This is a genomic window from Lentibacillus sp. CBA3610 (assembly GCF_013373365.1).
In the GTDB taxonomy this organism is placed as follows: Bacteria; Bacillota; Bacilli; order Bacillales; family Amphibacillaceae; genus Lentibacillus.
The window spans coordinates 1057889-1080906 of the sequence record NZ_CP035925.1; the positions used below are offsets into that span (position 1 = coordinate 1057889).

24 protein-coding genes are annotated in these 23018 nt (G+C 40.6%); 19 read left to right on the forward strand and 5 right to left on the reverse strand.

The annotated features are described in order from the left end of the window. Nucleotides 1-78 precede the first annotated feature (78 nt). The 7 genes from Len3610_RS05345 to Len3610_RS05375 all read left to right on the forward strand — a co-directional run bounded on the left by Len3610_RS05345 (nt 79) and on the right by Len3610_RS05375 (nt 5194). Nucleotides 79-312, forward strand: coding sequence for a DUF896 domain-containing protein (locus Len3610_RS05345; protein WP_176447039.1), 234 nt, complete (start codon nt 79-81; stop codon nt 310-312). A gap of 82 nt (nt 313-394) precedes the next feature. Further along, the gene (tkt, locus tag Len3610_RS05350) at nt 395-2401 is read left to right on the forward strand and encodes a transketolase (protein ID WP_176449558.1); all 2007 of its coding nucleotides are present in this window, start codon (nt 395-397) and stop codon (nt 2399-2401) included. A 144-nt stretch (nt 2402-2545) separates the two neighbouring features. Next, nucleotides 2546-3007 (forward strand): sporulation inhibitor of replication protein SirA, encoded by a 462-nt coding sequence (sirA, locus tag Len3610_RS05355; protein ID WP_176447040.1) that lies wholly within the window; start codon nt 2546-2548, stop codon nt 3005-3007. 44 nt (nt 3008-3051) lie between these two features. Further along, nucleotides 3052-3282 (forward strand): YneF family protein, encoded by a 231-nt coding sequence (locus tag Len3610_RS05360; RefSeq protein WP_176447041.1) that lies wholly within the window; start codon nt 3052-3054, stop codon nt 3280-3282. Between the two features lie 181 nt (nt 3283-3463). Continuing rightward, a complete protein-coding gene (locus Len3610_RS05365) occupies nt 3464-4171 on the forward strand; it encodes a cytochrome c biogenesis CcdA family protein (protein ID WP_176447042.1) in 708 nt (235 codons plus the stop codon). 156 nt (nt 4172-4327) lie between these two features. Then, nucleotides 4328-4705 carry a response regulator gene (locus Len3610_RS05370; protein ID WP_176447043.1) on the forward strand — a complete coding sequence of 126 codons (378 nt, stop codon included), beginning with the start codon at nt 4328-4330 and terminating at the stop codon, nt 4703-4705. A 24-nt stretch (nt 4706-4729) separates the two neighbouring features. Next, complete coding sequence (locus Len3610_RS05375) at nt 4730-5194, forward strand: CcdC family protein (protein ID WP_176447044.1); 465 nt, start codon at nt 4730-4732, stop codon at nt 5192-5194. 268 nt (nt 5195-5462) lie between these two features. On the opposite strand, the gene Len3610_RS05380 is transcribed toward Len3610_RS05375, so the two are convergent. Continuing rightward, nucleotides 5463-5942, reverse strand: coding sequence for a DUF2621 family protein (locus tag Len3610_RS05380; protein WP_176447045.1), 480 nt, complete (start codon nt 5940-5942; stop codon nt 5463-5465). 245 nt (nt 5943-6187) lie between these two features. Between Len3610_RS05380 and Len3610_RS05385 the strand changes: the two genes are divergently transcribed. The 7 genes from Len3610_RS05385 (at nt 6188) to Len3610_RS05415 (ending at nt 12867) form a co-directional block, all read left to right on the forward strand. After that, nucleotides 6188-7306: an ATP-binding protein gene (locus Len3610_RS05385; RefSeq protein ID WP_255259804.1), complete on the forward strand. Its 1119-nt coding sequence runs from the start codon at nt 6188-6190 to the stop codon at nt 7304-7306. 343 nt (nt 7307-7649) lie between these two features. Then, nucleotides 7650-10367: an aconitate hydratase AcnA gene (gene acnA / locus Len3610_RS05390; protein ID WP_176447046.1), complete on the forward strand. Its 2718-nt coding sequence runs from the start codon at nt 7650-7652 to the stop codon at nt 10365-10367. 469 nt (nt 10368-10836) lie between these two features. Then, entirely contained in the window at nt 10837-11409 is a 573-nt protein-coding gene (locus Len3610_RS05395; protein WP_255259805.1) for a TlpA family protein disulfide reductase, read from the forward strand. A gap of 70 nt (nt 11410-11479) precedes the next feature. After that, nucleotides 11480-11653, forward strand: coding sequence for an FbpB family small basic protein (locus Len3610_RS05400; protein WP_255259806.1), 174 nt, complete (start codon nt 11480-11482; stop codon nt 11651-11653). Between the two features lie 144 nt (nt 11654-11797). Continuing rightward, complete coding sequence (gene tlp, locus Len3610_RS05405; protein ID WP_176447047.1) at nt 11798-12022, forward strand: small acid-soluble spore protein Tlp; 225 nt, start codon at nt 11798-11800, stop codon at nt 12020-12022. A 120-nt stretch (nt 12023-12142) separates the two neighbouring features. Continuing rightward, nucleotides 12143-12568: an acyl-CoA thioesterase gene (locus tag Len3610_RS05410; protein ID WP_176447048.1), complete on the forward strand. Its 426-nt coding sequence runs from the start codon at nt 12143-12145 to the stop codon at nt 12566-12568. After that, complete coding sequence (locus Len3610_RS05415) at nt 12568-12867, forward strand: hypothetical protein (protein ID WP_176447049.1); 300 nt, start codon at nt 12568-12570, stop codon at nt 12865-12867. The genes Len3610_RS05410 and Len3610_RS05415 overlap by 1 nt, the downstream gene beginning before the upstream one ends. Nucleotides 12868-12916: 49 nt before the next feature. Here the strand turns inward: Len3610_RS05415 and Len3610_RS05420 are convergent, their stop codons facing one another. The 4 genes from Len3610_RS05420 to plsY form a co-directional block, all read right to left on the reverse strand. Then, the gene (locus Len3610_RS05420) at nt 12917-13201 is read right to left on the reverse strand and encodes a HesB/YadR/YfhF family protein (protein ID WP_176447050.1); all 285 of its coding nucleotides are present in this window, start codon (nt 13199-13201) and stop codon (nt 12917-12919) included. Nucleotides 13202-13226: 25 nt separating this feature from the next. After that, nucleotides 13227-13451: a membrane protein insertion efficiency factor YidD gene (gene yidD / locus Len3610_RS05425; protein WP_176447051.1), complete on the reverse strand. Its 225-nt coding sequence runs from the start codon at nt 13449-13451 to the stop codon at nt 13227-13229. 5 nt (nt 13452-13456) lie between these two features. Further along, nucleotides 13457-14398 (reverse strand): GTP cyclohydrolase FolE2, encoded by a 942-nt coding sequence (folE2, locus tag Len3610_RS05430; protein WP_176447052.1) that lies wholly within the window; start codon nt 14396-14398, stop codon nt 13457-13459. 89 nt (nt 14399-14487) lie between these two features. Further along, a complete protein-coding gene (gene plsY, locus Len3610_RS05435; RefSeq protein WP_176447053.1) occupies nt 14488-15069 on the reverse strand; it encodes a glycerol-3-phosphate 1-O-acyltransferase PlsY in 582 nt (193 codons plus the stop codon). Nucleotides 15070-15238: 169 nt separating this feature from the next. Here plsY and Len3610_RS05440 point away from each other — a divergent pair, with 169 nt between their 5' ends. The 5 genes from Len3610_RS05440 (at nt 15239) to parC (ending at nt 22923) form a co-directional block, all read left to right on the forward strand. Continuing rightward, nucleotides 15239-16306: an ABC transporter ATP-binding protein gene (locus Len3610_RS05440; RefSeq protein ID WP_176447054.1), complete on the forward strand. Its 1068-nt coding sequence runs from the start codon at nt 15239-15241 to the stop codon at nt 16304-16306. Beyond that, nucleotides 16306-17829, forward strand: a complete 1524-nt coding sequence (locus tag Len3610_RS05445; RefSeq protein WP_176449562.1) for an ABC transporter permease/substrate-binding protein — start codon at nt 16306-16308, stop codon at nt 17827-17829. The genes Len3610_RS05440 and Len3610_RS05445 overlap by 1 nt, the downstream gene beginning before the upstream one ends. A 19-nt stretch (nt 17830-17848) precedes the next feature. Next, complete coding sequence (locus Len3610_RS05450) at nt 17849-18265, forward strand: CoA-binding protein (RefSeq protein WP_176447055.1); 417 nt, start codon at nt 17849-17851, stop codon at nt 18263-18265. Between the two features lie 212 nt (nt 18266-18477). Then, complete coding sequence (gene parE, locus Len3610_RS05455; protein ID WP_176447056.1) at nt 18478-20433, forward strand: DNA topoisomerase IV subunit B; 1956 nt, start codon at nt 18478-18480, stop codon at nt 20431-20433. Nucleotides 20434-20481: 48 nt separating this feature from the next. Continuing rightward, a complete protein-coding gene (parC, locus tag Len3610_RS05460; protein WP_176447057.1) occupies nt 20482-22923 on the forward strand; it encodes a DNA topoisomerase IV subunit A in 2442 nt (813 codons plus the stop codon). Nucleotides 22924-23018 lie beyond the last annotated feature (95 nt).

Genomic DNA, 23018 nt, shown 5'->3' on the forward strand with positions numbered 1-23018 from the left:
TTATGGAAGTGTAATATAAAAAGGCAGGAACACACATATTGTTCGTGCCTTTTTATTGGTTTTCAGGAGGTTTAAAAAATGTTATCAAAAGAAAAACTTGACCGCATAAATCAGTTGGCAAATAAGTCGAAAGAAGAAGGGTTAACCGTGAAGGAGCAAGCGGAACAAAAAGACCTTCGGGAAGAATATTTGCAAAATGTTCGCAAGTCCTTTAAAAACCAGTTTAAGTCAATGACCGTAAAAGATCCGGAGGGCAAAGATGTCACGCCAAAGAAAGTGCGTGATTTACAAAATAGAAACAAAAAGCATTAGACATAATATGACTTGTTACAATGCCAGATTCATTATAGAATTAGGATGGACATGAATGCTAACAATGGAAAGGGGTATTGCTTTGTCAGAATCAATCGAACAATTATCCATTAATACAATCAGGACACTAGCTATTGATGCAGTTGAAAATGCAAGTTCCGGTCACCCGGGTCTGCCAATGGGTGCAGCACCAATGGCCTACACCTTGTGGACCGATTTTATGACCCATAATCCAAAAAACTCCAAATGGTTTAATAGGGATCGCTTTGTTTTGTCAGCCGGTCATGGATCGATGCTTCTGTACGGTCTGCTGCATCTGTCAGGTTATGATGTAACCATTGATGATTTGAAATCTTTCCGGCAATGGGATTCACGCACGCCGGGTCATCCGGAAGTCCACCATACTGATGGTGTTGAGGCAACGACAGGGCCGCTTGGACAAGGTATCGCCATGTCAGTCGGAATGGCTATGGCTGAGGCTCATCTGGCAGCAACCTATAATAAAGAAGATATTTCGATTATCGATCATTATACGTATGCACTCGTGAGTGATGGCGATCTAATGGAGGGGATTTCCCACGAATCCGCATCACTCGCAGGTCATTTAAAACTGGGTAAACTCATCGCGCTATATGACTCTAATGATATTTCATTGGATGGTGAATTGAATCGTGCATTTTCTGATAATACAGAGGAACGGTTTAAAGCATATGGCTGGCAGGTTATCCGGGTCGAGGACGGAAATAATCTGAATGAAATCCGGAATGCTATTAAGAAAGCAAAAGAAAATACTGATCAGCCAACTTTAATCGAAGTAAAAACGGTTATCGGATATGGGGCACCAAATAAATCCGCATCAGCTGCCTCACATGGCGCCCCACTTGGTGAGGATGAAGTTAAATTGACGAAAGAGCACTATCAGTGGGAGCATGATGAATTCCATGTACCTGAGGATGTTTATGACGATTTCAGGGAAAAAATTGCTGTAAAGGGTGCAGATGCTGAACAAGAGTGGAACCGTTCATTTGAAAGCTACAAGGAAAAATATCCTGAAGCCGGTTCTGAACTGGAACATGCCATAAAGGGTGAACTGCCGGAAAACTGGGATAAGAATCTGCCGGTGTACGATACGGACGATGATGCCAAAGCAACACGTGCAACATCCGGTGAAGTACTGAATGAAGTTTCCAAATCTGTGCCATACCTTTTCGGCGGCAGTGCTGATTTGGCAGGCTCGAATAAAACAACAATTAAAGAACAGGACGACTTCTCACGCAATAATTATGCAGGTAAGAATATTTGGTTCGGTGTCCGTGAATTTGCAATGGCCGCAGCAGGAAATGGAATGGCACTGCATGGCGGAATAAAACCGTATGTTGGCACATTTTTTGTGTTCAGTGATTACTTGCGTCCGGCGGTAAGGCTGTCGGCAATCATGAATAATCCGGTAACTTACGTGTTCACCCATGATTCGATTGCCGTTGGAGAAGATGGCCCGACACATGAACCAATCGAACAATTACCATCGCTCAGACCTATGCCGGGACTTTCACTTATCAGACCGGCCGATGGCAACGAAGTACGAGCAGCATGGCGGTTTGCTTTGGAATCCCGGAATAAGCCAACCGCGCTGGTGTTGACAAGGCAAGGACTTCCTGTGTTGGATGGCACAAGGGAAAATGCGTATGAGGGCGTGAAAAAAGGTGCGTATGTACTCAGTGAAGTGGGCAAAGAGACGCCTGATGCACTGCTATTGGCATCAGGATCGGAAGTTCAGCTGGCTGTAAGAGCGAAAGAAGCGTTACGTGATAAAGGTATTGAGGTTAATGTTGTCAGCATGCCATCCTGGGATCGATTTAACGAGCAGGATGAAGCTTACAAAAAACAGGTGCTCCCGCCAAATGTCAAGAAGCGTCTGGCCATTGAAATGGCATCACCGTTCGGCTGGGAAAGATACACAGGTGATGAAGGTGATATCCTGGCAATTGATCGTTTTGGCGCATCTGCCAAAGGTGATAAAGTCGTTGAAGAATATGGCTTCAATGTTGAGAATGTCGTCAAACATATAGAAGCGTTATTACAAAAATAGTTTTACCAGGTGACTTTTCTCTCAAAGAAGGGTCACCTTTTCAATTGCACCAATATCGACAAAATTAGTACTTCTTTGCTTCACAGAGTGACAAACTTTTAAATAAGAATCGGTATAATAGAAGGGAAAGAGGGAGGGATTTTGTTGAATCATTACGCCATTTACTGGATAAAAGAAGAATTTGCTCACTTTTTTTATTATCGAAGTGATGTATTATATCGATTCATTAAAAGTTATGAATATGACCAAAATAGAGAGGACCTCGCTATGCAATTCCGCTATATAACCATAGATATTCCGGAGGAGCTGCTCATCTCGCGGATTATGAAGTATCAGCCACAACAGGCAGACACCAAAGTAGAAGCGAATAGTGTGAAAATCCATGAGAACATGCGGTATATTTCTTTACATATGGAGCAAAAACGTATAAACTTTCGGGGTGACATCATTCACGATGCAGAAGATTTACTTTTCCCTGCATTACGGTCTTTCCAGCCGTATTTTTTCGTTGTCGGAGACCGCCCATATGATTTTGGCTGGATTTCTCCGGTCGGTATGGGAAAGTATAAAGACAGGGGCGGACAAGTATTGTATTCTTATCTTTAGTTTACTATACTGTATGCGAGACAACATGAAGGAGGAAAGCTTTAATGGACGTGATTTGGGTTGTGTTAATTGCAATTTTGGCATTAATTGCGGGCGTTGCACTAGGCTTTTTTATTGCCAGAAAATATATGATGAACTATTTAAAGAAAAACCCGCCAATTAATGAACAAATGCTGCGCACACTTATGATGCAAATGGGACAAAAACCATCACAAAAGAAAATTAATCAAATGATGCGGCAAATGAATAACCAGCAGCAAGGAAAAGGGAAGTAACGGAATTTATTAATACAAACATTTGCTAACATACCCCTGATTATGTCACATAACAGGGGTATTTTACGAGTGCAGGAAAAAATTAAGCTTTATAAGTGTCGCTTTATTGTCAAAAACAGTTTCAGGTTCCAATTGATTTATTTGGTAAAATGTAGACAGGGCATACTGTAGGAGGATTATCATGTCAGAAGAAATTAATGTCTTCATAGCATTTGGAGCGGGATTCCTGTCGTTTATCTCTCCATGTGTTTTACCACTGTATCCGGCATTTCTTTCATATATTACCGGAATGAGTGTGAATGAGTTAAAAGATGAAAATAAAATGCTGACCAGGAAAAGTTTATTACATACGATTTGCTTCCTGCTTGGTTTTTCACTGATCTTTATTATGCTTGGATTTGGTTCCTCCTTTATTTCGGAATTCCTGGAGGCAAACCGGGATATTATCAGGCAGATAGGTGCTATTTTAATTGTGTTTTTCGGACTTGTTATTGTAGGCGTATTCAACTTTCAATTTCTCATGAAAGACCGGAAAATCACATTTAAGAATCGACCGGCTGGCTTTTTTGGTTCCTTTTTTATTGGTTTGGCATTTTCGTTGGGATGGACACCTTGTATGGGTCCTATTCTTGTGATTGTCATTTCACTGGCGGCCACCAATCCCGATCTTGGCATGGTTATGATGATAAGCTATATATTAGGCTTTTCGATTCCGTTTCTCGTGTTATCATTTTTCGTTGGAAAGCTATCATGGATCAGACGGCACAGTGCTAAAATTGTCAAAATAGGCGGCTATATCATGATATTCATGGGGGTTGCGCTTTACTTTGACTGGATGACCGATCTGACAGCTTTTCTGGCAAGCTTATTTGGATTCAGCGGGTTTTAGTAGTGAACTGGATTTTTGAAATGCTTTATAATAGATTGAATATAAAATGAAACAAACATGGACAAGAAGCAACAGTTGTCATGTTTAAATGTTTCAATGACGATTATTTTATCGATTGCAGAGGGCCGGCAAAGGTTCTTGGAGGGGGAATAAAGGATGGCAAGAATTCTTGTAGTCGATGATGCAAATTTTATGCGGGTTACACTTGGAGCTATACTGAAAAAACAAACCCATGATGTTATTGCTGAAGCAAAGGATGGGGAGGAAGCCATTAGACTTTACCATGAAATAAGGCCGGATCTTGTCACAATGGATATTACAATGCCGGTAATGAATGGAATCAATGCTATTACGGAAATCATAAAAACTGATCCGCAAGCAAAAATAGTCGTTTGTTCTGCAATGGGGCAGCAAAAAGTAGTCGTTGAAGCGATTGAAAAGGGTGCAAAGGATTTTATTGTTAAACCGTTTGATGAAAATCGGGTTTTGGAAGCGATCAATCATGTACTGCATGACTTTGAACCGATTAATTAGATGCTGGGAAAGGGCTGTTGACGAATGTTTTGGCTGGTGGTAAGTACCATTGTTGCAACCTTTATGGCTATTACGATGATCTTCATTCGGTTAAAGGCCTCTCAAAAGCCGGCATCTGTCAAGAAAATTATATTGCCCCCATTATTTATGAGCACAGGCGCCTTTATGTTTTTGTTTCCCATTTTTCGGGTTGATATGCTTCAAGTAATGGAAGCTGTTTTGGTTGGGATTATTTTTTCCGCTTTTTTGATAAAAACATCCAAGTTCGAAATAAAAGGCAGCGATATATATTTAATTCCATCAAAAGCATTTATTTTTATTTTATTTGGATTATTATTTATCAGGGTTATTATTAAACTGGCGATCGGAGCAAGTATTTCGTTTGGCGAAATGAGCGGAATGTTTTTCCTGCTTGCATTTGGCATGATTGTATCATGGCGGCTGGCAATGTTGTATAAGTTTAAAAAATTAGAAAAAGAACTTGAATAATCAGAGCTCCACAAAAAAATGGACACTAAATCAGAACATTAAAGTCATGGCTTCTCCCTTTAAGTTCTGCATTCCAATGATTACATCAATATATTAAAATGGCAATGCACCCAACTGTTTGAGTGGCATTGCCATTTTATTTTTTCCGGATAATTTTTATATCGAAAAGAGAGTATAAGATTTCGGATGATGTTTTTCAATACGAAATCGGCCAAATCGCCGACTTCCACCAATCCGGTCTCTGACTTCAGGCTTCTGAAAAGATACATCAGCGTGTTTTCTTATAACGGGCCTTCCAATTATCAGCATAATCGCTGCGGGATAATTTAAATAAATGATTATAAGGCGCTACATCAATCTCTTTTTCTTTTAATTTTTTCCTTAAAAATTTGTGATCTCTTTTCGGGGTGGCTAAAATATATCCTTCGATCACTATTTCCTGTGTTATTTCATTGTTTTCTTTCTTTAGAGCGACTTCACCTATTTTACCAACAATTTTATGCCTTGCCACATCTCTAAATAATTCGGGTACTGGTGCTACTAATTCTTCCAGAAGTATTTTTTCATTTTCTCGCCACATATGTTTCGTATTGTTAACATAATATTCTTCCCAGTCCATGTTAGAATTCCCGTCTTCTTTTGGCAATTGTTTCAGGAATTTACGAAACATAAAAAATCCGCCGATTCCCATGAGACTAATCAGCAAAATTCCCCATAAAATAATCAGAATGTCGTCAATTATTGACATATTATCACCTATTTTGATTTTTGAATATATAAAATAACAATAATTTCCTTTAACTTTTAATTTCGATAGGCTATTATAGTACCATAAAGATAACCGGCAGAGGATGAGAATTTTTTACATTAACGAATAACTGTACTATAATTTAGTACAATTAATGGAGTATTTCATACATAATATTAGCATATATTCGTTAAATTTGTCATATGAATGACTGTGAGTAAATTAATAGGTAAGGAGGGCAAGAGATGATTGACAAATATGGAAAAGAATTGTCAGAATTCAACGAAAAAGAACAACATTCAACAACTCCCCGAAACCTTTACGAATTTTACAGTTTGGCTTCGTTACCTTCCTCAATCCTTAATTGGATAGACAGAAACATGAACGGAATCATTACGCTATGGGATCAAAGTGGAGCAATTATTTACGTATCGAAATCGGCTGAACGGCTGGTAGGGTACACCGTGGCAGAAATGATTGGTACAAAATGGTATGAATGGATTTCTCCGGAAGATATCTCATATTTAAAAAAGAATCTGGATGTTATCCAAAGTGCTAAACAAGTTTTTAATATTAACATTCAAAATGTGCACGGTAAAAACATCTGGACGGAAAATCAATTAACACCCATTCATGATGAAAGTGGCAACCATTATTATGTTTCTGCCACAAAAGACATCACCGATAAAAAAGAAGTGGAAGAAATGATGATTCGGTCCGAAAAAATGTCAGTTGCCGGTCAGCTTGCAGCGGGCATTGCACATGAAATCCGAAACCCCCTTACATCGATCAAAGGCTTTTTGCAGCTTCTGCAGGCAGGTGTGAACAGAGAAGGCGAATATTATAAAATTATGGTCGATGAAATTGAAAAAATGGAGTCTATTACATCGGAATTATTATTCATTTCGAGACCGATGACAGATCACAAAGAATTGGAAAATTTACCGGGAATGATTAGTGATGTGGTTACATTACTGGAACCTCAAGCCGGTTTGAAAAATGTAGAGATTCTTTGGCAGCAGGACTTAAATCAGGACATAAATTGTGACCGCTCTCAAATTAAACAGGTTTTTATTAATCTATTGAAGAACGCTATTGAGGCAATGGAGGATTCCGGATACATAGAAGTCACTAATTACTTGCAGGATAATCAGGTTTTCATCGATATTATTGATGAAGGCCCGGGCATACCCGAAGAAGTCATACATAAACTTGGAGAGCCCTTTTTTACGACAAAACAAAATGGAACAGGGCTTGGTCTGATGATTACCCGGCAAATCCTGGAACGGCATGGGGGAAAGCTCGAAATACTGCAAAATGAAAAAGCCGGAACCACGTTCAGAGTTGTTTTGCCAAAACCATAAAATAAATGCTCATTAATTCAGTGGAGCGGTTTGCTCCACTGAAAATAAAAAACAAAGGCTAACTATTCGGACGGGTCCTGTGCAGGCACCTTTGTGACACGCGGGATAAAAAAATCTTATCACTTTTTATAACTTATTAATATATGTCATTCACCAGGAAACGATTGTTTTATAGAATTATTTCATATAAGATATATTTGTAGGGGTTTTTTGCCAGATAGAAATAAATCTTTTTATCTGGCATTTCAAATCAGGATTATGCCGTAAGCCTTGGCAAAAATCCGATTTTCTAATCAGCATTAGGGTATTGTGACAAAAGATGATAGGGAGGAGTATAGCTTTTATGGGTATTGATGCGAAAAAACAATTCGAATTAAATGGCAAAACGTATAATTTTTACCAACTAAAAGCAATTGAAGATGCGAATCTGGGCAAAATATCCCGTCTTCCTTTTTCTGTTCGTGTGCTGTTGGAATCACTCATGCGCCAGCAGGATGGCCATGTCATAAAAGATGAACATGTGGAAGGCTTGTCTAAATGGGGAACAAATAATGGCAGTGGTGTCGATGTACCATTTAAACCATCCCGGATTATCTTGCAGGATTTTACTGGTGTACCAGCTGTCGTTGACCTTGCTTCATTACGGAAAGCAATGGTTGACATGGGCGGCGAACCGGATAAAATTAATCCGGAAGTACCTGTAGACTTGGTTATTGACCACTCTGTCCAAGTGGATCAATATGGTACCCCAAATGCACTTCAGGCAAACATGGAGCTGGAATTTGAACGCAATATGGAACGCTACGAATTCCTGCATTGGGCACAAAAAGCATTCGACAATTACCAGGCTGTGCCGCCTGCCACGGGAATCGTACACCAAGTAAACCTCGAGTATATCGCAAATGTTGTGCATGGTCTTGAAAATGAAGACGGCACTTATGATGCATTTCCGGATACGTTGTTCGGAACCGATTCACATACGACAATGATTAACGGTTTAGGCGTCCTCGGCTGGGGTGTCGGCGGTATTGAAGCTGAAGCCGGAATGCTCGGACAACCATCATATTTCCCAGCTCCGGATGTAATTGGCGTTAAATTTACCGGCAGTTTCCCACAAGGAACAACAGCAACTGACCTGGCTTTAAAAGTTACACAGGTTCTTCGTGAGAAAAATGTTGTCGGAAAATTTGTCGAGTATTTTGGTCCCGGGCTAAAGGACATGCCGCTTGCTGATCGTGCAACGATTTCCAACATGGCTCCTGAGTACGGGGCAACGTGCGGCTTCTTCCCTGTTGACGATGAAGCATTAAGTTATCTTCGTTTAACAGGACGCAGTGAGGAGCAAATTGAACTGGTAGAAAAGTATTGTAAGGAAAATGATCTCTGGTATTCAGCTGATCAGGAAGATCCTGAGTATACTGAAGTTGTTGAAATTAATTTATCAGAGCTTGAACCAAATCTTTCCGGACCTAAACGCCCGCAAGATTTAATTGCACTGTCCGATATGAAAGAAGCGTTCAATAAAGCTATTACGGCGCCATCCGGAAACCAGGGCTTTGGCATGGATGAATCGGAGTTTGATAAAGAAGCAACAGTTGAGCATCCGAACGATGAAACGTCTAAAATGAAAACAGGTGCGCTCGCTATAGCTGCGATTACGTCCTGCACAAACACGTCGAACCCATACGTCATGCTTGGTGCCGGATTACTCGCAAAAAATGCGGTAGAAAAAGGTTTGAAGGTACCTGAATATGTTAAAACATCACTGGCTCCAGGGTCTAAAGTCGTTACACGTTATCTGGATGATTCAGGGTTACAGGAATATTTGAACCAGTTAGGCTTCAACCTTGTTGGCTATGGATGTACGACATGTATTGGAAACTCCGGTCCTCTGCGCCCGGAAATTGAAAAAGCAATTGAAGAAAGTGATTTAACGGTTTCTTCTGTATTATCAGGTAACCGTAACTTTGAAGGACGTATTCACCCGCTCGTCAAAGCCAACTACCTGGCATCACCGCCATTGGTTGTTGCATATGCACTGGCTGGGACGGTTGATGTTGATTTAAGCAAGGATCAACTTGGCACGGATGCAGACGGTGAACCTGTTTATTTGAAAGATATCTGGCCATCAATGGGAGATATCAAAGATGCTGTTCAATCTTCTGTAACACCGGAGATTTTCCGTAAAGAATACGAAAGAGTATTTGATTCAAATGAAAAATGGAATGAAATCCAAACGACTGATGAACCATTATTCGAATGGGACAGTGAATCAACATACATTCAAAATCCGCCATTCTTTGAAGGGTTATCAAAAGAAGCAGGTTCAGTTAAGTCGCTGGATAATCTGCGGGTGATTGGTAAATTCGGTGACTCTGTAACAACTGACCATATTTCACCGGCCGGAGCTATCGCAAAAGATATGCCAGCTGGACAATACTTACAAGAAAAAGGTGTATCACCGCGAAACTTTAACTCTTACGGATCACGCCGTGGTAATCATGAAGTTATGATGCGTGGCACGTTTGCCAATATCCGTATCCGCAACTTGCTGGCACAGGGTAAAGAAGGCGGCTATACGACATATTGGCCAACTGGTGAACTGATGCCATTTTATGATGCTGCCATGAAATATCAGGAAGACGATACCGGATTGATGGTTATCGGCGGAAAAGATTACGGAATGGGCTCCTCGCGTGACTGGGCTGCTAAAGGTACAAACCTGCTCGGCATAAAGACAGTCATTGCTGAAAGCTTTGAACGTATTCACCGTTCAAACCTGGTTATGATGGGTGTGCTGCCATTACAGTTTGAAAAAGGTGATAGTGCTGATAAACTGGGACTCACCGGCAAAGAAACATATACTGTAGAAATCGATGAAAATGTGAAACCACATGATCGCATTAAAGTAACAGCTGTTGATGAAGATGGAAACACAACCGAATTTAATGCTGTTGCCCGCTTCGACAGTGATGTTGAAGTTGACTACTATCGCCACGGCGGTATTTTACAAATGGTATTGCGGAATAAACTTGAGCCTGCTGATAATGTTGTGCAATAAGCTTAAAAACAGAAGCCAATACACCGTACTTATGGTGTATTGGCTTTTTTTGCATAGGCTAATTTAGTAAACCCTGTTGTTTTTAATCTCGCAGTAGATATAAAATGCGACACAGAGTGAGTAAGTCTGTTCGTAGCATTTAGTGAGACTCTCTAACCTCGCAGCTGGAATATACATGGTGCTCGTCGTGTTGCAAGAGAACTCGTTGATGCAGCACTCCTCGCAACTCGTAGCTTATTCGGTTGGAGATTTGCTCGTCGCTTTCCGGAGCGGTGTCATTGCACACAAATTTTTGCTATGTCGCAGTTTTGGATCTTTCGGCAAGAGCAACAATCTTTGACAAACAGGCTTTGCGCATAAAAGAGGTTGTTTATGAACAACTTATGACAATAGCTTGTTTAACTTTACATATTCAATAAATAGCAGGTACGATAGAAGTATATTAATCGCTATGTTAGGGGATACATTAATGGTTAAACGAGTCTTGGGAGTCGCACTGCTGGTGTTTATGATTAGTATGACAGTAATCAGTTTTACCGATACAGATGAAAGTGCAAATAATGCTGAACAAGACAGTTCTGAAGGTGCGGGAATCGTCCCGCCTGGTGAAACAGGGATTGAAGAAGGAAAAGTTGCTCCGGATTTTGAAGTGGAAACACTTTCGGGGGATACATTCCGATTGTCTGATTTGCGTGGCAGGAAAGTCATCATGAATTTTTGGGCCTCCTGGTGTGGGCCTTGTAAAGAAGAGATGCCCGAAATGCAGGCGTTTTATGAAGATTACGGCGACCAAGTGGAAGTTGTAGCTGTTAATCTGACCGGAAATGATTCAAGCATTGAAGATGTCCGTGAATATATTGATCAGAACGGCTATACGTATCCTGTTCCGTTGGATAAGGACTCTGAAATTCAAGATCAATATTCCATTTATAACATCCCAACGACTTACTTTATCGGAACTGACGGTAAAGTACAGGAACCACCAAAGCTTGGCCCAATGGATTACGATTATATGGTGGATATGATGGAAAAATTAACATAATACTTGGATAAATTTTGAAAGAAATGGCCATACTACTCTTAAATACATTAATTTCAAAAAGAAAGAATTTTTGAATAATGTTAAGAAGGAGTGGATAACGATTTCTTTAAAAAAGCGATTATCTTTTGATGAACTTGTACAGGAAAACCGTAAAGAAATTTTGCAGGATGAATCAGTTTTAGAAAGAATTGAGCAAAATATGGAAACAAAAATGCATCAATCTTTAGATAAAGAGCGTGCATAGCAGGAAATGCCTTGTCCATTTTGGTAAAGATTGCGGCGGCCAATAAGAACGGGCTTTTTCTTTTGTATATTATCACTGTTTCGGTAAAAAATTAAATTAGACACACCTTTTAAGGTGACATCAAATTGATCAAGGAGGATTTAAGTGGCTGATAAATACAACAACAAACCTAAACCGGATGACCGAAGTGATAATGTTGAAAAATTACAGGACATGGTACAGGATACCATTCAAAATATTGAAGAAGCTCATGATACGATGCAACATAGCTCCGGTGAAGAAAAAGAAAAGATTGAAGCGAAAAACAGACGACGTGAAGAAGCGATTGAAGGTATGCGTCGGGAAATTAAAGATGAGGCGAAAAAATAACGTTAACCTCAAGCCATTGAATAATGGTTTGAGGTTTTAACGTTCATGCAAATACGCCTATTTTAAAAAGAAAATATGATAAACTGTTTTATAGACAAACTGATTTAGGGGGAAGCAAAATTGCATAAAACAAACACACCAATTGAAGTAAGATATCAGGAAACCGATCAGATGGGCGTTGTTTACCACGCCAACTATCTTGTCTGGTTCGAAATCGGCCGTACAAAATATATTGAAAGCCTCGGTCTTACATATACCGATATGGAAAAGCATAATATCGTCTCCCCGGTGGTTGATGCTCAAATAAATTTTAAAAAACCTGTTCACTATGGTGAAAAAGCAGCTGTTGAAACGTGGATTGATACATATGATGGTATCCGGACTGTATATGGCTATCATATTTTCAAGGAAAACGGTGAAATAGCTGTTAGCGGGACGACAAAACATGTGATTGTTCACAAGGAATCTTTTCGGCCAATGTCATTGCGAAAAGCTTTTCCTGAATGGCATCAGGTATATTTACAGCAAGTGAATGGAGAATCCTGATGGCTTTTGGCATTAATCGGAATGAATTGAAAAAATGGAAAACAGAAGTGGAAAATGGCCATATAAGTTTTTTAACCCATTATTGGATTGATGAACGGTTCCCCGGATGTGATACAGTAACGAAAGTCGGATGTAATGATATGGAAAAACTGATTGCCTGGGGAGCAAAATATGGGTTAAAACCGAATTGGATTCATAGGGATAAACATCATCCGCATTTTGATTTGTTCGGCGAAAAGCAAGTAAGCATATTAAGAACTGAGAAGCAGTGGGAACAAATCAACAGGTTTGATTTATAGATCAGACTTATTCAAAAATCATGAAAAAGAGGCGCTCTGATAACGCCTCTTAATTATAAATGAACGCCGGTTCCTGTTTATTGTCATCCAGCTGGATCGTCAAATCCTTCCCATCGAAATACCAAGCGTCTTTATTTTCCACGAAGAACGTGATTCCCGCTTTAACCTTTGAAGCATATATATCATCTGGCGTATCATTGCTGACACCTAACGAGAATCCGGGTATTTGTCCGCCAAATCCGTACCGGACAAAAAAACGCAAATAGGATTGATCATCCAAATCGAATTCTTCTTTATACCACTTTGCAGCTTCGTTCGTTATGCTTAAATTCAAATTGATCACTCCTTGAGGGACTCGGCTATTTTTCTCGTTTTTCAGGTACTAAATCGACACCACCAGCATGAAAAGGGTGGCATTTACTGATTCGCCGCATAGTCAGATAACCACCCTTGAGAAATCCAAATCGCCGGAAAGCTTCCAGTCCATATTCAGAACATGTGGGAAAAAACCTGCATGTCGGTGGTTTAAATGGACTGATAGCCTTCCTGTAAAATTTAATCAGGCCGATAAAGATATATTTCATATTATTTATCCTTCCTGAAGTTCGTCCTGCACTTTATCATACGTTACTGACGCTATAGCATCATGCATATGAATGGACTCTTCATTACGGCATTGAACCTGAAACCTGGTGACAAACGGCATTTCGTATAAATCAGCCGCTACAAGCCGTGTTAAATCTTCAACGAAACGGGGATTTTCATATGCCTGTTCGGTAACTATTTTTTCGTCAGGCCGTTTTAGAACAGGGTGCAACCTGGCACTGGCATTGCTTTCTGCTGCCTCGAGCAGAAATTCTTTCCAATCGGTTGTATCCTCATCGAAATCCTCTGCCAATGATACAGTCATGGTAACCTCCCCGCGCTGGTTGTGGGCACTGTATTCACTGATTTCTTTCGAGCAAGGGCAGAGAGTCGTAATCAGTGATGATAAAGTAGCTTCCACAGTGAATCCTGCGAGTGTATCATAGTTCACACAAATGGTAACATCCGCATGGTTCATGCCGGAAAGTTCTGATTGAGGGCCCCGGCGCTCATAAAACCACGGAAAACTCACCTTGATTTTGGCGTCCTTTTGGTTTAACCGTTCGGCCAGGTCTTTCGTGAATGTCTTAAGTGATTTTAAGTCAATGACAAAACCGATTTGATGAAAAGCCTGAAGCTGCTCTGTAAAACGGCTCATATTGGTGCCTTTACTGGATTTATTAATGCTCGATGAAAACTCAAACTCAGCAATTGTTGTTTGTGTTTTTGGCTCGAGGTTACTCGCAACAGTAATCGGATGTTTTACATTAGCGATTCCAACTGCATCAAGATCAAATAGAAAATCTTCCTTTGTATTTTGTAAATCAGCCATTTTGCTTTTTTCACTTGGTTTTGTTCTAGGACCGGGCTCGACAGAACCAAATAGTTGATGACGTTGTGCTTTATCCGGTAACTGTTTCTTTAAGATTGTTCTAGCTTTATTCATAACGATCTGTGACCCCTTCCAATTATATCTGTTACTTACATAGTATACTAAAAGTTAAAATAAAGATTCAATTTATTGGTTTCGTATGGTTACATCCATGTGATTTTCGGTTCGGTTTTATTTTTAATCCGCTTGATATTTTCACGGTGACGGTAAAACACAAAAATCGTTAAACCGGCTGTTACGATAATCAGGCCCAAATCCCGAAAAAGAATGGAAACAATCACTGCTATGATACCGGTAACCATGGAGGACAGGGAAACATATTTGGAAAAATATAAAGTCATCAGAAATGAGGCTACCATCACAACGAATAATACAGGATTAATACCCAAAATAATCCCGCCTGATGTTGCTACAGCTTTTCCGCCATTGAATTTGGCAAATAAAGGATAGGTATGGCCGAGAACTGCAAATAAACCGATTCCCAATCGAAATGCTTCCACATCGAAAAATAAAGGAAGTACCGTTGCAAGCGTACCTTTTAATATATCTGCCAACGTCACGATTATGCCGGCTTTCATACCCAGAACCCGGAATGTGTTGGTTGCCCCCAGGTTGCCGCTGCCGCGTTCTCTGATATCAATATTGTAACCAAGTTTTCCGACAATAACGCCGGAGGGCAGAGACCCCAATAAATACGCAATAATAGCAAATACGATAAATTCCATAGCCTTTCCCACTTTCCAGCATATTTTAACTTAACCCTATTCTACCATGAAGTGGTGTTTCAAAGAACCTTTATTCGTTGTTATCGAGAAATATAGTTTATAAAATATGAATAAAGGGTATATAATAAAACTCTTCTAAGCTAAGAATGTTTGTTAAAAGGAGAAGCGTATGATTGAATTCAAGGATGTCAAAAAAGTATATCCCGATGGTACAACGGCACTTAACGATTTTTCATTAAAAATAAATGAGGGGGAATTTGTGACATTAATCGGACCGAGCGGCTGTGGCAAGACAACGACTATGAAGATGATTAACCGGCTGATTGAACCGACATCAGGCACGATTTACATAAACAATACGAACATTAATGATTATAATATTCATGAGCTGCGATGGAATATTGGATACGTTCTCCAGCAAATCGCCTTGTTTCCGCATATGACGATTGAGGAAAATATTGCCGTCGTACCGGAAATGAAAAAATGGAGGCAAAAAGAAATCAGGAAAAGAAGTAAGAAATTGTTGGATATGGTAGGGCTTGATCCATCAACTTACAAAGATCGGAGGCCAAGTGAGCTCTCAGGCGGTGAACAGCAGCGGATTGGGGTCATCCGTGCATTGGCGGCCGATCCGGATATTTTGATTATGGACGAACCATTCAGTGCTCTTGATCCGATCAGTCGTGAACAACTACAACGTGATATCAGGCAGTTGCAGGAGGAAATCAGGAAAACAATTGTTTTTGTTACACATGATATAGACGAGGCGCTGGCACTTGGCGATAAAGTTTGTCTCATGAAAGAGGGGCAAATCATTCAGGTAGATACGCCACAGCAATTAGTTTTGAATCCGGAAACCCAATTTGTAAAAGAATTTATCGGAGAACGTAAATCGCCGTGGCAAACTGCTGTTGATATCATAGCGGACCAAACAGAGGCCAATATCATAACGAAAGCGGCATATGAAGAAGGCAACTACCCGAATCAAGGGGTATTTATCATTAAAGATCAGAAAAACGATTATGCAGGAGCGGTGGCAGACGGCCGGCCAACAGACGATTTTGCAGTACTAGAAAATAATCTGCCATTATATAAAGCAACAGAAATGTTACAGGAAAGTAACCAGCAAGTATATCCGGTTCTTAAAAATAATCAGCTGATCGGGACACTGACATACAAAGATATTGTCTCATACTTGAAGCATGAAACAGCTGTGAAAGACGGGGTGATCCGGTGATGGACGCGTTCATTTCCGTTTTTCAAAACAGGCAGGACATGTTATTGGAAACAATTTGGGAGCATTTACAGGTTTCATTGATTTCATTAATTATTGCGGTAATAATTGCAGTACCACTTGGGCTTATACTTACCAGATATCAGCGGATAGCCGAGCCCATTATCGGTCTCTCAGCTATTCTGCAAACAATCCCCAGTCTGGCTGTTTTGGCCTTTTTGATTCCATTCTTTGGTATAGGTACGACACCTGCTATTATTGCATTAACCGTATATGGCTTGTTACCCATATTACGAAACACCTATACCGGGATTAATGAGGTGGAGCCGGCATTAAAAGAAGCAGCAACCGGAATGGGGATGAACTCCTTCAAACGATTGACCAAAGTAGAGCTCCCCATTGCCATGCCTGTTATTATGGCCGGCATTCGGACATCCATGGTTTTAATCATCGGAACCACCACAATTGCTGCGTTAATTGGTGCGGGTGGTTTAGGTGAACTTATCCTGCTGGGTATTGATCGTGGAGCCGATTTGAATCTTATCCTGCTTGGTGCTATACCGGCTGCTCTGCTTGCTATATTACTGGATTTCATTTTGCGTGGGTTTGAACGTGTTTCCAGACGGGCAGGGTTTAAATCATTTACGGCAATGCTCGTGATAGCTGTTTTAATTGTTGTTTCACCATTTTTCTTTTCACCGGCAAAACAGGCAGATCTTACAATTGGCGGCAAGCTCGGTGCTGAACCGGCTATTTTAATCAATATGTACAAACATCTGATTGAGGAAGAAACTGATTTAACGGTTGAACTTGAACCGGGGCTGGGAAAAACTGCCTTTGTGTTTGATGCTTTAAAGAATGGCAGTATTGATATTTTTCCTGAATTCACGGGAACAGCTATTGTCACACATTTGGAGGAGGAAACGGACAGTAATGAGGCAAGTGCTGTCTATGAGCAAGCCAGGCAAGGTATGGAAGAACAATATGATATGATTATGCTGGATCCGATGGCATACAATAATACATATGCTGTTGTCACAACACAAGAACTGGCAGAAGAGCACAATTTGGAAGCCATCGGTGATTTAAACCGGGTAGAAGATGAGATTACCGCCGGATTCACACTGGAATTTAATGACCGGTATGATGGTTATGTCGGTATGCAGGATGTCTATGATCTTAATATTGCCGATGTCCAAACGATGGAACCTGGAATTCGCCAGGAGGCATTAGCGAATGGTGAAGTCGATGTGATTGACGCTTATGCAACAGACAGCTATATGGTTGATATGGCCTTGACTATATTAGATGATCCCGAAAACCTATTCCCGCCTTATCAGGGCGCCCCATTAATGCGGGAGGATACATTGGACGATCATCCTGAGCTCGCTGACATATTAAATCAGCTTGGAGGCAAAATAACCGATGAAGAAATGCGCCAGTTGAATTATGAAGTCGATTACGAAGACAGAGATCCGGCAAATGTTGCTCGTGAATACCTGGTGGAAGAAGGACTTATCGAATAACTGAGGGAGGGTATTAAGCATGTCATGGGTAAATCCGTCAAATGAAACTGTAAAAGAGATTTTGGAATCAGCTGAAACGATTGCAGTGGTTGGCTTGTCAGATAATCCTGAGCGCACGTCATACCAAATTTCAAAAATCATGCAGGATCAGGGGTATACCATTATTCCGGTAAACCCTAAAGTTGATGAAGTGCTGGGAGAGAAAGCGTATGATTCCTTGACAGAGGTGGATGGAAATATTGATATCATCAATGTTTTCCGACGTTCCGAATTTTTGCCTGATATTGCAAAAGAAGCGGCACAAACGGATTGTCGCATATTTTGGGCACAGCAGGGACTTATCAGTCAAGAAGCCTATGATTATTTACAGGAACGTGAATTTACTGTCATCATGGATATGTGTATCAAGGTTGCTCACTCTGTCCTTGTCAAGTAAACAGGAAAATTGCTTGAATGGCCTTCTCAGGTCATTCTTTTTTTGTACTCACGAAAAATTATAGTATACTAATAACCGTGTATGACGATGATATCAGCTTTATACGATATAAGAATAAAATATGCATTTTACATTTACAAACAATTGTTCTATTATTGAAATTATCATGGGAGAACGTGTATGCTAGTTAAGAAAGAGAGGAGTCGGGCTGCATGGTTAAAGAGTCTTTACAATATACAGATGATTCGATTCAAGTACTGGAAGGTCTTGATGCCATAAGAAAGAGACCAGGTATGTACATTGGCAGTACTGATCAGCGCGGGCTTCATCACTTGGTTTTTGAGATTGTCGATAATGCTGTTGATGAATCTTTAGCCGGGTATGGGTCAGTGATTAAGGTAACAATACACCAGGATAACAGTATATCCGTCGAAGATACGGGGAGAGGGATTCCCACTGGTGTTCATTCCAGTGGAAAGTCCACAACTGAAGTCATTTTCACAGTGCTGCATGCGGGCGGAAAGTTCGGACAAGGCGGCTATAAAACAAGTGGCGGGCTGCATGGTGTTGGCGCCTCTGTCGTCAACGCCCTGTCTGAATGGCTGGAAGTAACCATTTTCCGTGATGGGCATAAATATTATCAGCGATTTGAAAATGGGGGTAAACCTGCCAGTTCACTGGAAAAAATGGGTAAAACAAATAAAAAAGGAACGATTATTCATTTTAAACCGGATCCTGCTATTTTTTCGACGACTGTCTATAATTTTGAGACGTTATCCGAACGATTACGAGAAGCGGCTTTTTTGCTGAAAGGGTTAAAAATAGAGTTAGATGATAAGCGGGAACAGTTAAAAGAGGTGTACCAATTTCCCGATGGACTGGAATCATTTGTAACGTATTTGAACGAAGAAAAAGATACGTTGCATCCTGTCGTTTCGTTTGAAGGGCAGCAGCAGGAAATTGAAGTTGATTTTGCATTTCAGTTTAATGACGGGTTCGCTGAAAATATCCTGTCTTTTGTGAATCATGTCCGGACAAAGGATGGTGGGACACATGAATCAGGTGCCCGTACAGCCATCACCCGCGTTTTTAATGATTATGCAAGAAAAAATACATATCTCAAAGAAAAAGAAAAAAATCTGGAAGGTTCAGATATACGGGAAGGTTTTACAGGAATCGTATCCGTTCGTATCCCCGAAGAAATGCTGCAGTTTGAAGGACAAACAAAAGACAAACTTGGAACGCCGGAAGCACGATCCATAGTCGATGCCATCGTATCTGAAAAGCTTTCTTACTTCCTGGAAGAGAATCCGGAGTCCGCTGGAGCGCTGATTCGTAAAGCAATCAAGGCGAAAGAAGCCCGTGAAGCTGCACGAAAAGCAAGAGAAGAATCCAGATCAGGTAAAAAGAAAAAGCGGAAGGAAACAATGTTAAGCGGCAAACTGACACCGGCTCAGTCCAAAAACCCGAAGAAAAATGAACTTTATCTCGTGGAGGGAGATTCTGCCGGTGGTTCTGCCAAGCAAGGACGCGATCGTAAATTTCAGGCAATTCTGCCGCTGCGAGGAAAAGTGATCAATACCGAAAAGGCTAAAATTCAGGACATTTTAAAAAACGAGGAGATCTCCACCATTATTAATACAATCGGTGCGGGTGTTGGCGGCGATTTTGATTTGAAAGATGCCCAATACGACAAGATTATCATTATGACCGATGCTGATACTGACGGTGCACATATCCAGGTGCTGCTTTTGACCTTTTTCTACAGGTATATGCGTCCGCTTGTTGAGGCAGGTATGGTTTATATTGCCTTACCGCCACTTTATAAAATAACGAAAGGTAAAGGCAAAAAAGAAAAAACCGTTTATGCGTGGAATGATGAAGAAATGAAAAAAACCATTGAAGAATTCAAAAACGGTTATATTATCCAGCGCTATAAAGGTCTTGGTGAGATGAACGCCGACCAGCTGTGGGAAACTACCATGAATCCGGAAACGCGAACATTGGTCAGAGTGACGATAGATGATCTTGCCAGGGCTGAAAGACGGGTGACAACATTAATGGGAGATAAAGTGGAGCCACGGAGAAAATGGATTGAAGGCCACGTTGAGTTCGGACTGGAAGAAGACGCTAATATATTGGAGAATGATAAAATTCATTCGAAATAATATGCAAAACACAAAAGACATTGCAGTATTGTTTTAGGGGGGATTGGTGTGGCACAAGCTGAAAATTTTTTGGATCTTCCACTTGAAGAAGTCTTGGGTGACCGTTTTGGAAGATACAGTAAATATATTATTCAAGAGCGGGCTCTGCCGGATGCCCGGGATGGATTGAAACCTGTTCAGCGCAGAATATTATATGCCATGAACGAGGAAAAAAATACTTACGATAAAAATTTCCGCAAAGCAGCAAAAACAGTTGGAACTGTTATTGGTAACTACCATCCGCACGGGGATAGTTCAGTCTACGATGCGATGGTACGGCTAAGCCAGGATTGGAAAGTACGCAACAGCCTCGTTGAAATGCACGGAAATAACGGCAGTATTGATGGGGATCCGCCTGCCGCTATGCGTTATACTGAAGCAAGATTGTCAAGAATCGCTTCTGAAATGCTCCGTGATATTGGGAAAGAAACAGTCGATTTCATTCCCAATTTTGATGATACGATTACTGAACCGGTTGTTCTGCCGGCTAAATACCCGAATTTGCTCGTTAATGGATCCACTGGTATTTCGGCAGGGTATGCAACGGATATACCCCCCCACAATCTGGGAGAAGTCATTGATGCTGTTATCAAGAAGATTGATAAACCTGCCGTTACCGTTGATGAATTAATGCGGGTAATGAAGGGTCCTGATTTTCCGACAGGCGGCATTATTCAGGGTGTCGATGGTATACGACAAGCGTATGAAACCGGAAAAGGCAAAATTGTTGTCCGCGGTAATGCATCAATAGAAGATATGCGCGGGGACAGACAGCAAATTGTAATCGATGAAATTCCGTATGATGTCAATAAGGCGAATATGGTCAAAAAGATGGATGAAATGCGGATTGACCGGAAAGTGGAAGGTATTGCCGAAGTGCGGGATGAAACGGATCGCACCGGTTTGCGGGTTGTCATTGAGCTCAAAAGAGGTGCCAGCAGTGAAGGTGTCCTGAATTATTTATATAAAAATACAGATTTGCAAGTGACATATAACTTTAATATGGTAGCTATTTATGATAAAACACCTAAACTTCTGTCATTACAGCAAATACTGGATTCCTATATTGTTCATCAAAAAGAAATCATAACAAGACAAACCACATTTGATCTGAATAAAGCAAAAGACCGGTCACATATTGTTGAAGGTCTGATCAAAGCTGTTTCCATTTTAGATGAGCTGATCGCTACGATTCGGGCGTCAAAAGATAAACAGGATGCCAAGAAACGTATCATCAATCAATATGAGTTTTCAGAAAAACAGGCAGAAGCAATTGTTATGCTCCAGTTATACAGACTTACCAATACGGATGTTACCTCACTGGAGCAAGAAGCGGAAGAATTGAAAAAAGAGATCAATAAATTGGAGAAATTGCTTTCCAGTGAGAAAAATCTATTGCAGCATATTAAAAAAGAGCTGAGACAAATCAAAAAAACGTTCGCTGACGATCGAAAAACCGACATTGAGAATGAAATTGAGGCGTTAACGTTTGATATTGAAGTGACCGTGGCAAGTGAAGACGTGGTCGTATCGGCAACGAGAGACGGGTATGTTAAACGGACAAGCATTCGTTCATATGGTGCGTCGAATGGGGAAGATTTCGGAATAAAAGATGATGATCATCTTGTTGGATTATTTGAGGTGAATACGACAGATCATATTCTGTTGTTTACAAATAAAGGCAAGTATATATATCTTCCTATCCATGAATTGCCGGATATCAGATGGAAGGATATCGGTCAGCACATCTCAAACCTTGTCTCAATTGATCGGGATGAGCGAATCATTCAAACGATCCCGGTGCGGACATTTAAGGATGGCGCGTATCTTGTCTTCTTTACTAAAAATGGTATGGTCAAGCGGAGTGAACTTGCCTTGTATAAAGCACAGCGATACTCTAAAGCATTGATTGCCCTTAATCTGAAAGGCGATGATGAAGTAGTTGATGTGTTTCAAACAAAGGGAAACTCTGATGTGTTTATTGGTTCCAATAAAGGATTTGGCTTATGGTATCATGAATCGGAAATATCCGTTGTCGGACAGCGTGCAGCAGGTGTGAAAGCAATCAAGCTAAAGGCGGACGAATACGTTGTGAATGGACAAGTATTTGATGAAGTATCCAATCCATCGATTGTGGTTGTAACCCAGCGCGGTGCGGCCAAACGAATGACATTAAGAGAATTTGAGAAATCCAGCCGCGCCAACCGGGGATTGATCATGCTGCGGGAGTTAAAAACAAAACCCCATCGCCTTAAAGGGCTATATATCGCAGGTGACAATGATACAATATCGTTCAAAACAAGCAAAGATGAAAAGCATAGTATATTCCCCCTTGAATTGTCGGTCAGTGATCGTTACAGCAATGGCTCGTTTGTCGTTGACAGCGATAATCAGGGTGAGGTTATCGAAGTATGGAAAGAGCCGATTTACGAAAAACCTTTTGAGGAATAACAGTAATAGCAGACAGTATCAGCATTGGATTACTGTCTGCTATTTCCTTTTAAAAAAAGCCTATGAAAATCTCCTTTGTATTTTCTGAAAAATGT

Coding starts and splice junctions, on each gene's coding strand:
- Len3610_RS05345 (WP_176447039.1), top strand. CDS start 79: ATGTTATCAAAAGAAAAACTTGACCGCATAAATCAGTTGGCAAATAAG.
- Len3610_RS05360 (WP_176447041.1), top strand. CDS start 3,052: ATGGACGTGATTTGGGTTGTGTTAATTGCAATTTTGGCATTAATTGCG.
- Len3610_RS05365 (WP_176447042.1), top strand. CDS start 3,464: ATGTCAGAAGAAATTAATGTCTTCATAGCATTTGGAGCGGGATTCCTG.
- Len3610_RS05370 (WP_176447043.1), top strand. CDS start 4,328: ATGGCAAGAATTCTTGTAGTCGATGATGCAAATTTTATGCGGGTTACA.
- Len3610_RS05375 (WP_176447044.1), top strand. CDS start 4,730: ATGTTTTGGCTGGTGGTAAGTACCATTGTTGCAACCTTTATGGCTATT.
- Len3610_RS05380 (WP_176447045.1), bottom strand. CDS start 5,942: ATGTCAATAATTGACGACATTCTGATTATTTTATGGGGAATTTTGCTG.
- Len3610_RS05385 (WP_255259804.1), top strand. CDS start 6,188: ATGATTGACAAATATGGAAAAGAATTGTCAGAATTCAACGAAAAAGAA.
- acnA (WP_176447046.1), top strand. CDS start 7,650: ATGGGTATTGATGCGAAAAAACAATTCGAATTAAATGGCAAAACGTAT.
- Len3610_RS05395 (WP_255259805.1), top strand. CDS start 10,837: ATGGTTAAACGAGTCTTGGGAGTCGCACTGCTGGTGTTTATGATTAGT.
- Len3610_RS05415 (WP_176447049.1), top strand. CDS start 12,568: ATGGCTTTTGGCATTAATCGGAATGAATTGAAAAAATGGAAAACAGAA.
- yidD (WP_176447051.1), bottom strand. CDS start 13,451: ATGAAATATATCTTTATCGGCCTGATTAAATTTTACAGGAAGGCTATC.
- folE2 (WP_176447052.1), bottom strand. CDS start 14,398: ATGAATAAAGCTAGAACAATCTTAAAGAAACAGTTACCGGATAAAGCA.
- plsY (WP_176447053.1), bottom strand. CDS start 15,069: ATGGAATTTATCGTATTTGCTATTATTGCGTATTTATTGGGGTCTCTG.
- Len3610_RS05440 (WP_176447054.1), top strand. CDS start 15,239: ATGATTGAATTCAAGGATGTCAAAAAAGTATATCCCGATGGTACAACG.
- Len3610_RS05445 (WP_176449562.1), top strand. CDS start 16,306: ATGGACGCGTTCATTTCCGTTTTTCAAAACAGGCAGGACATGTTATTG.
- Len3610_RS05450 (WP_176447055.1), top strand. CDS start 17,849: ATGTCATGGGTAAATCCGTCAAATGAAACTGTAAAAGAGATTTTGGAA.
- parE (WP_176447056.1), top strand. CDS start 18,478: ATGGTTAAAGAGTCTTTACAATATACAGATGATTCGATTCAAGTACTG.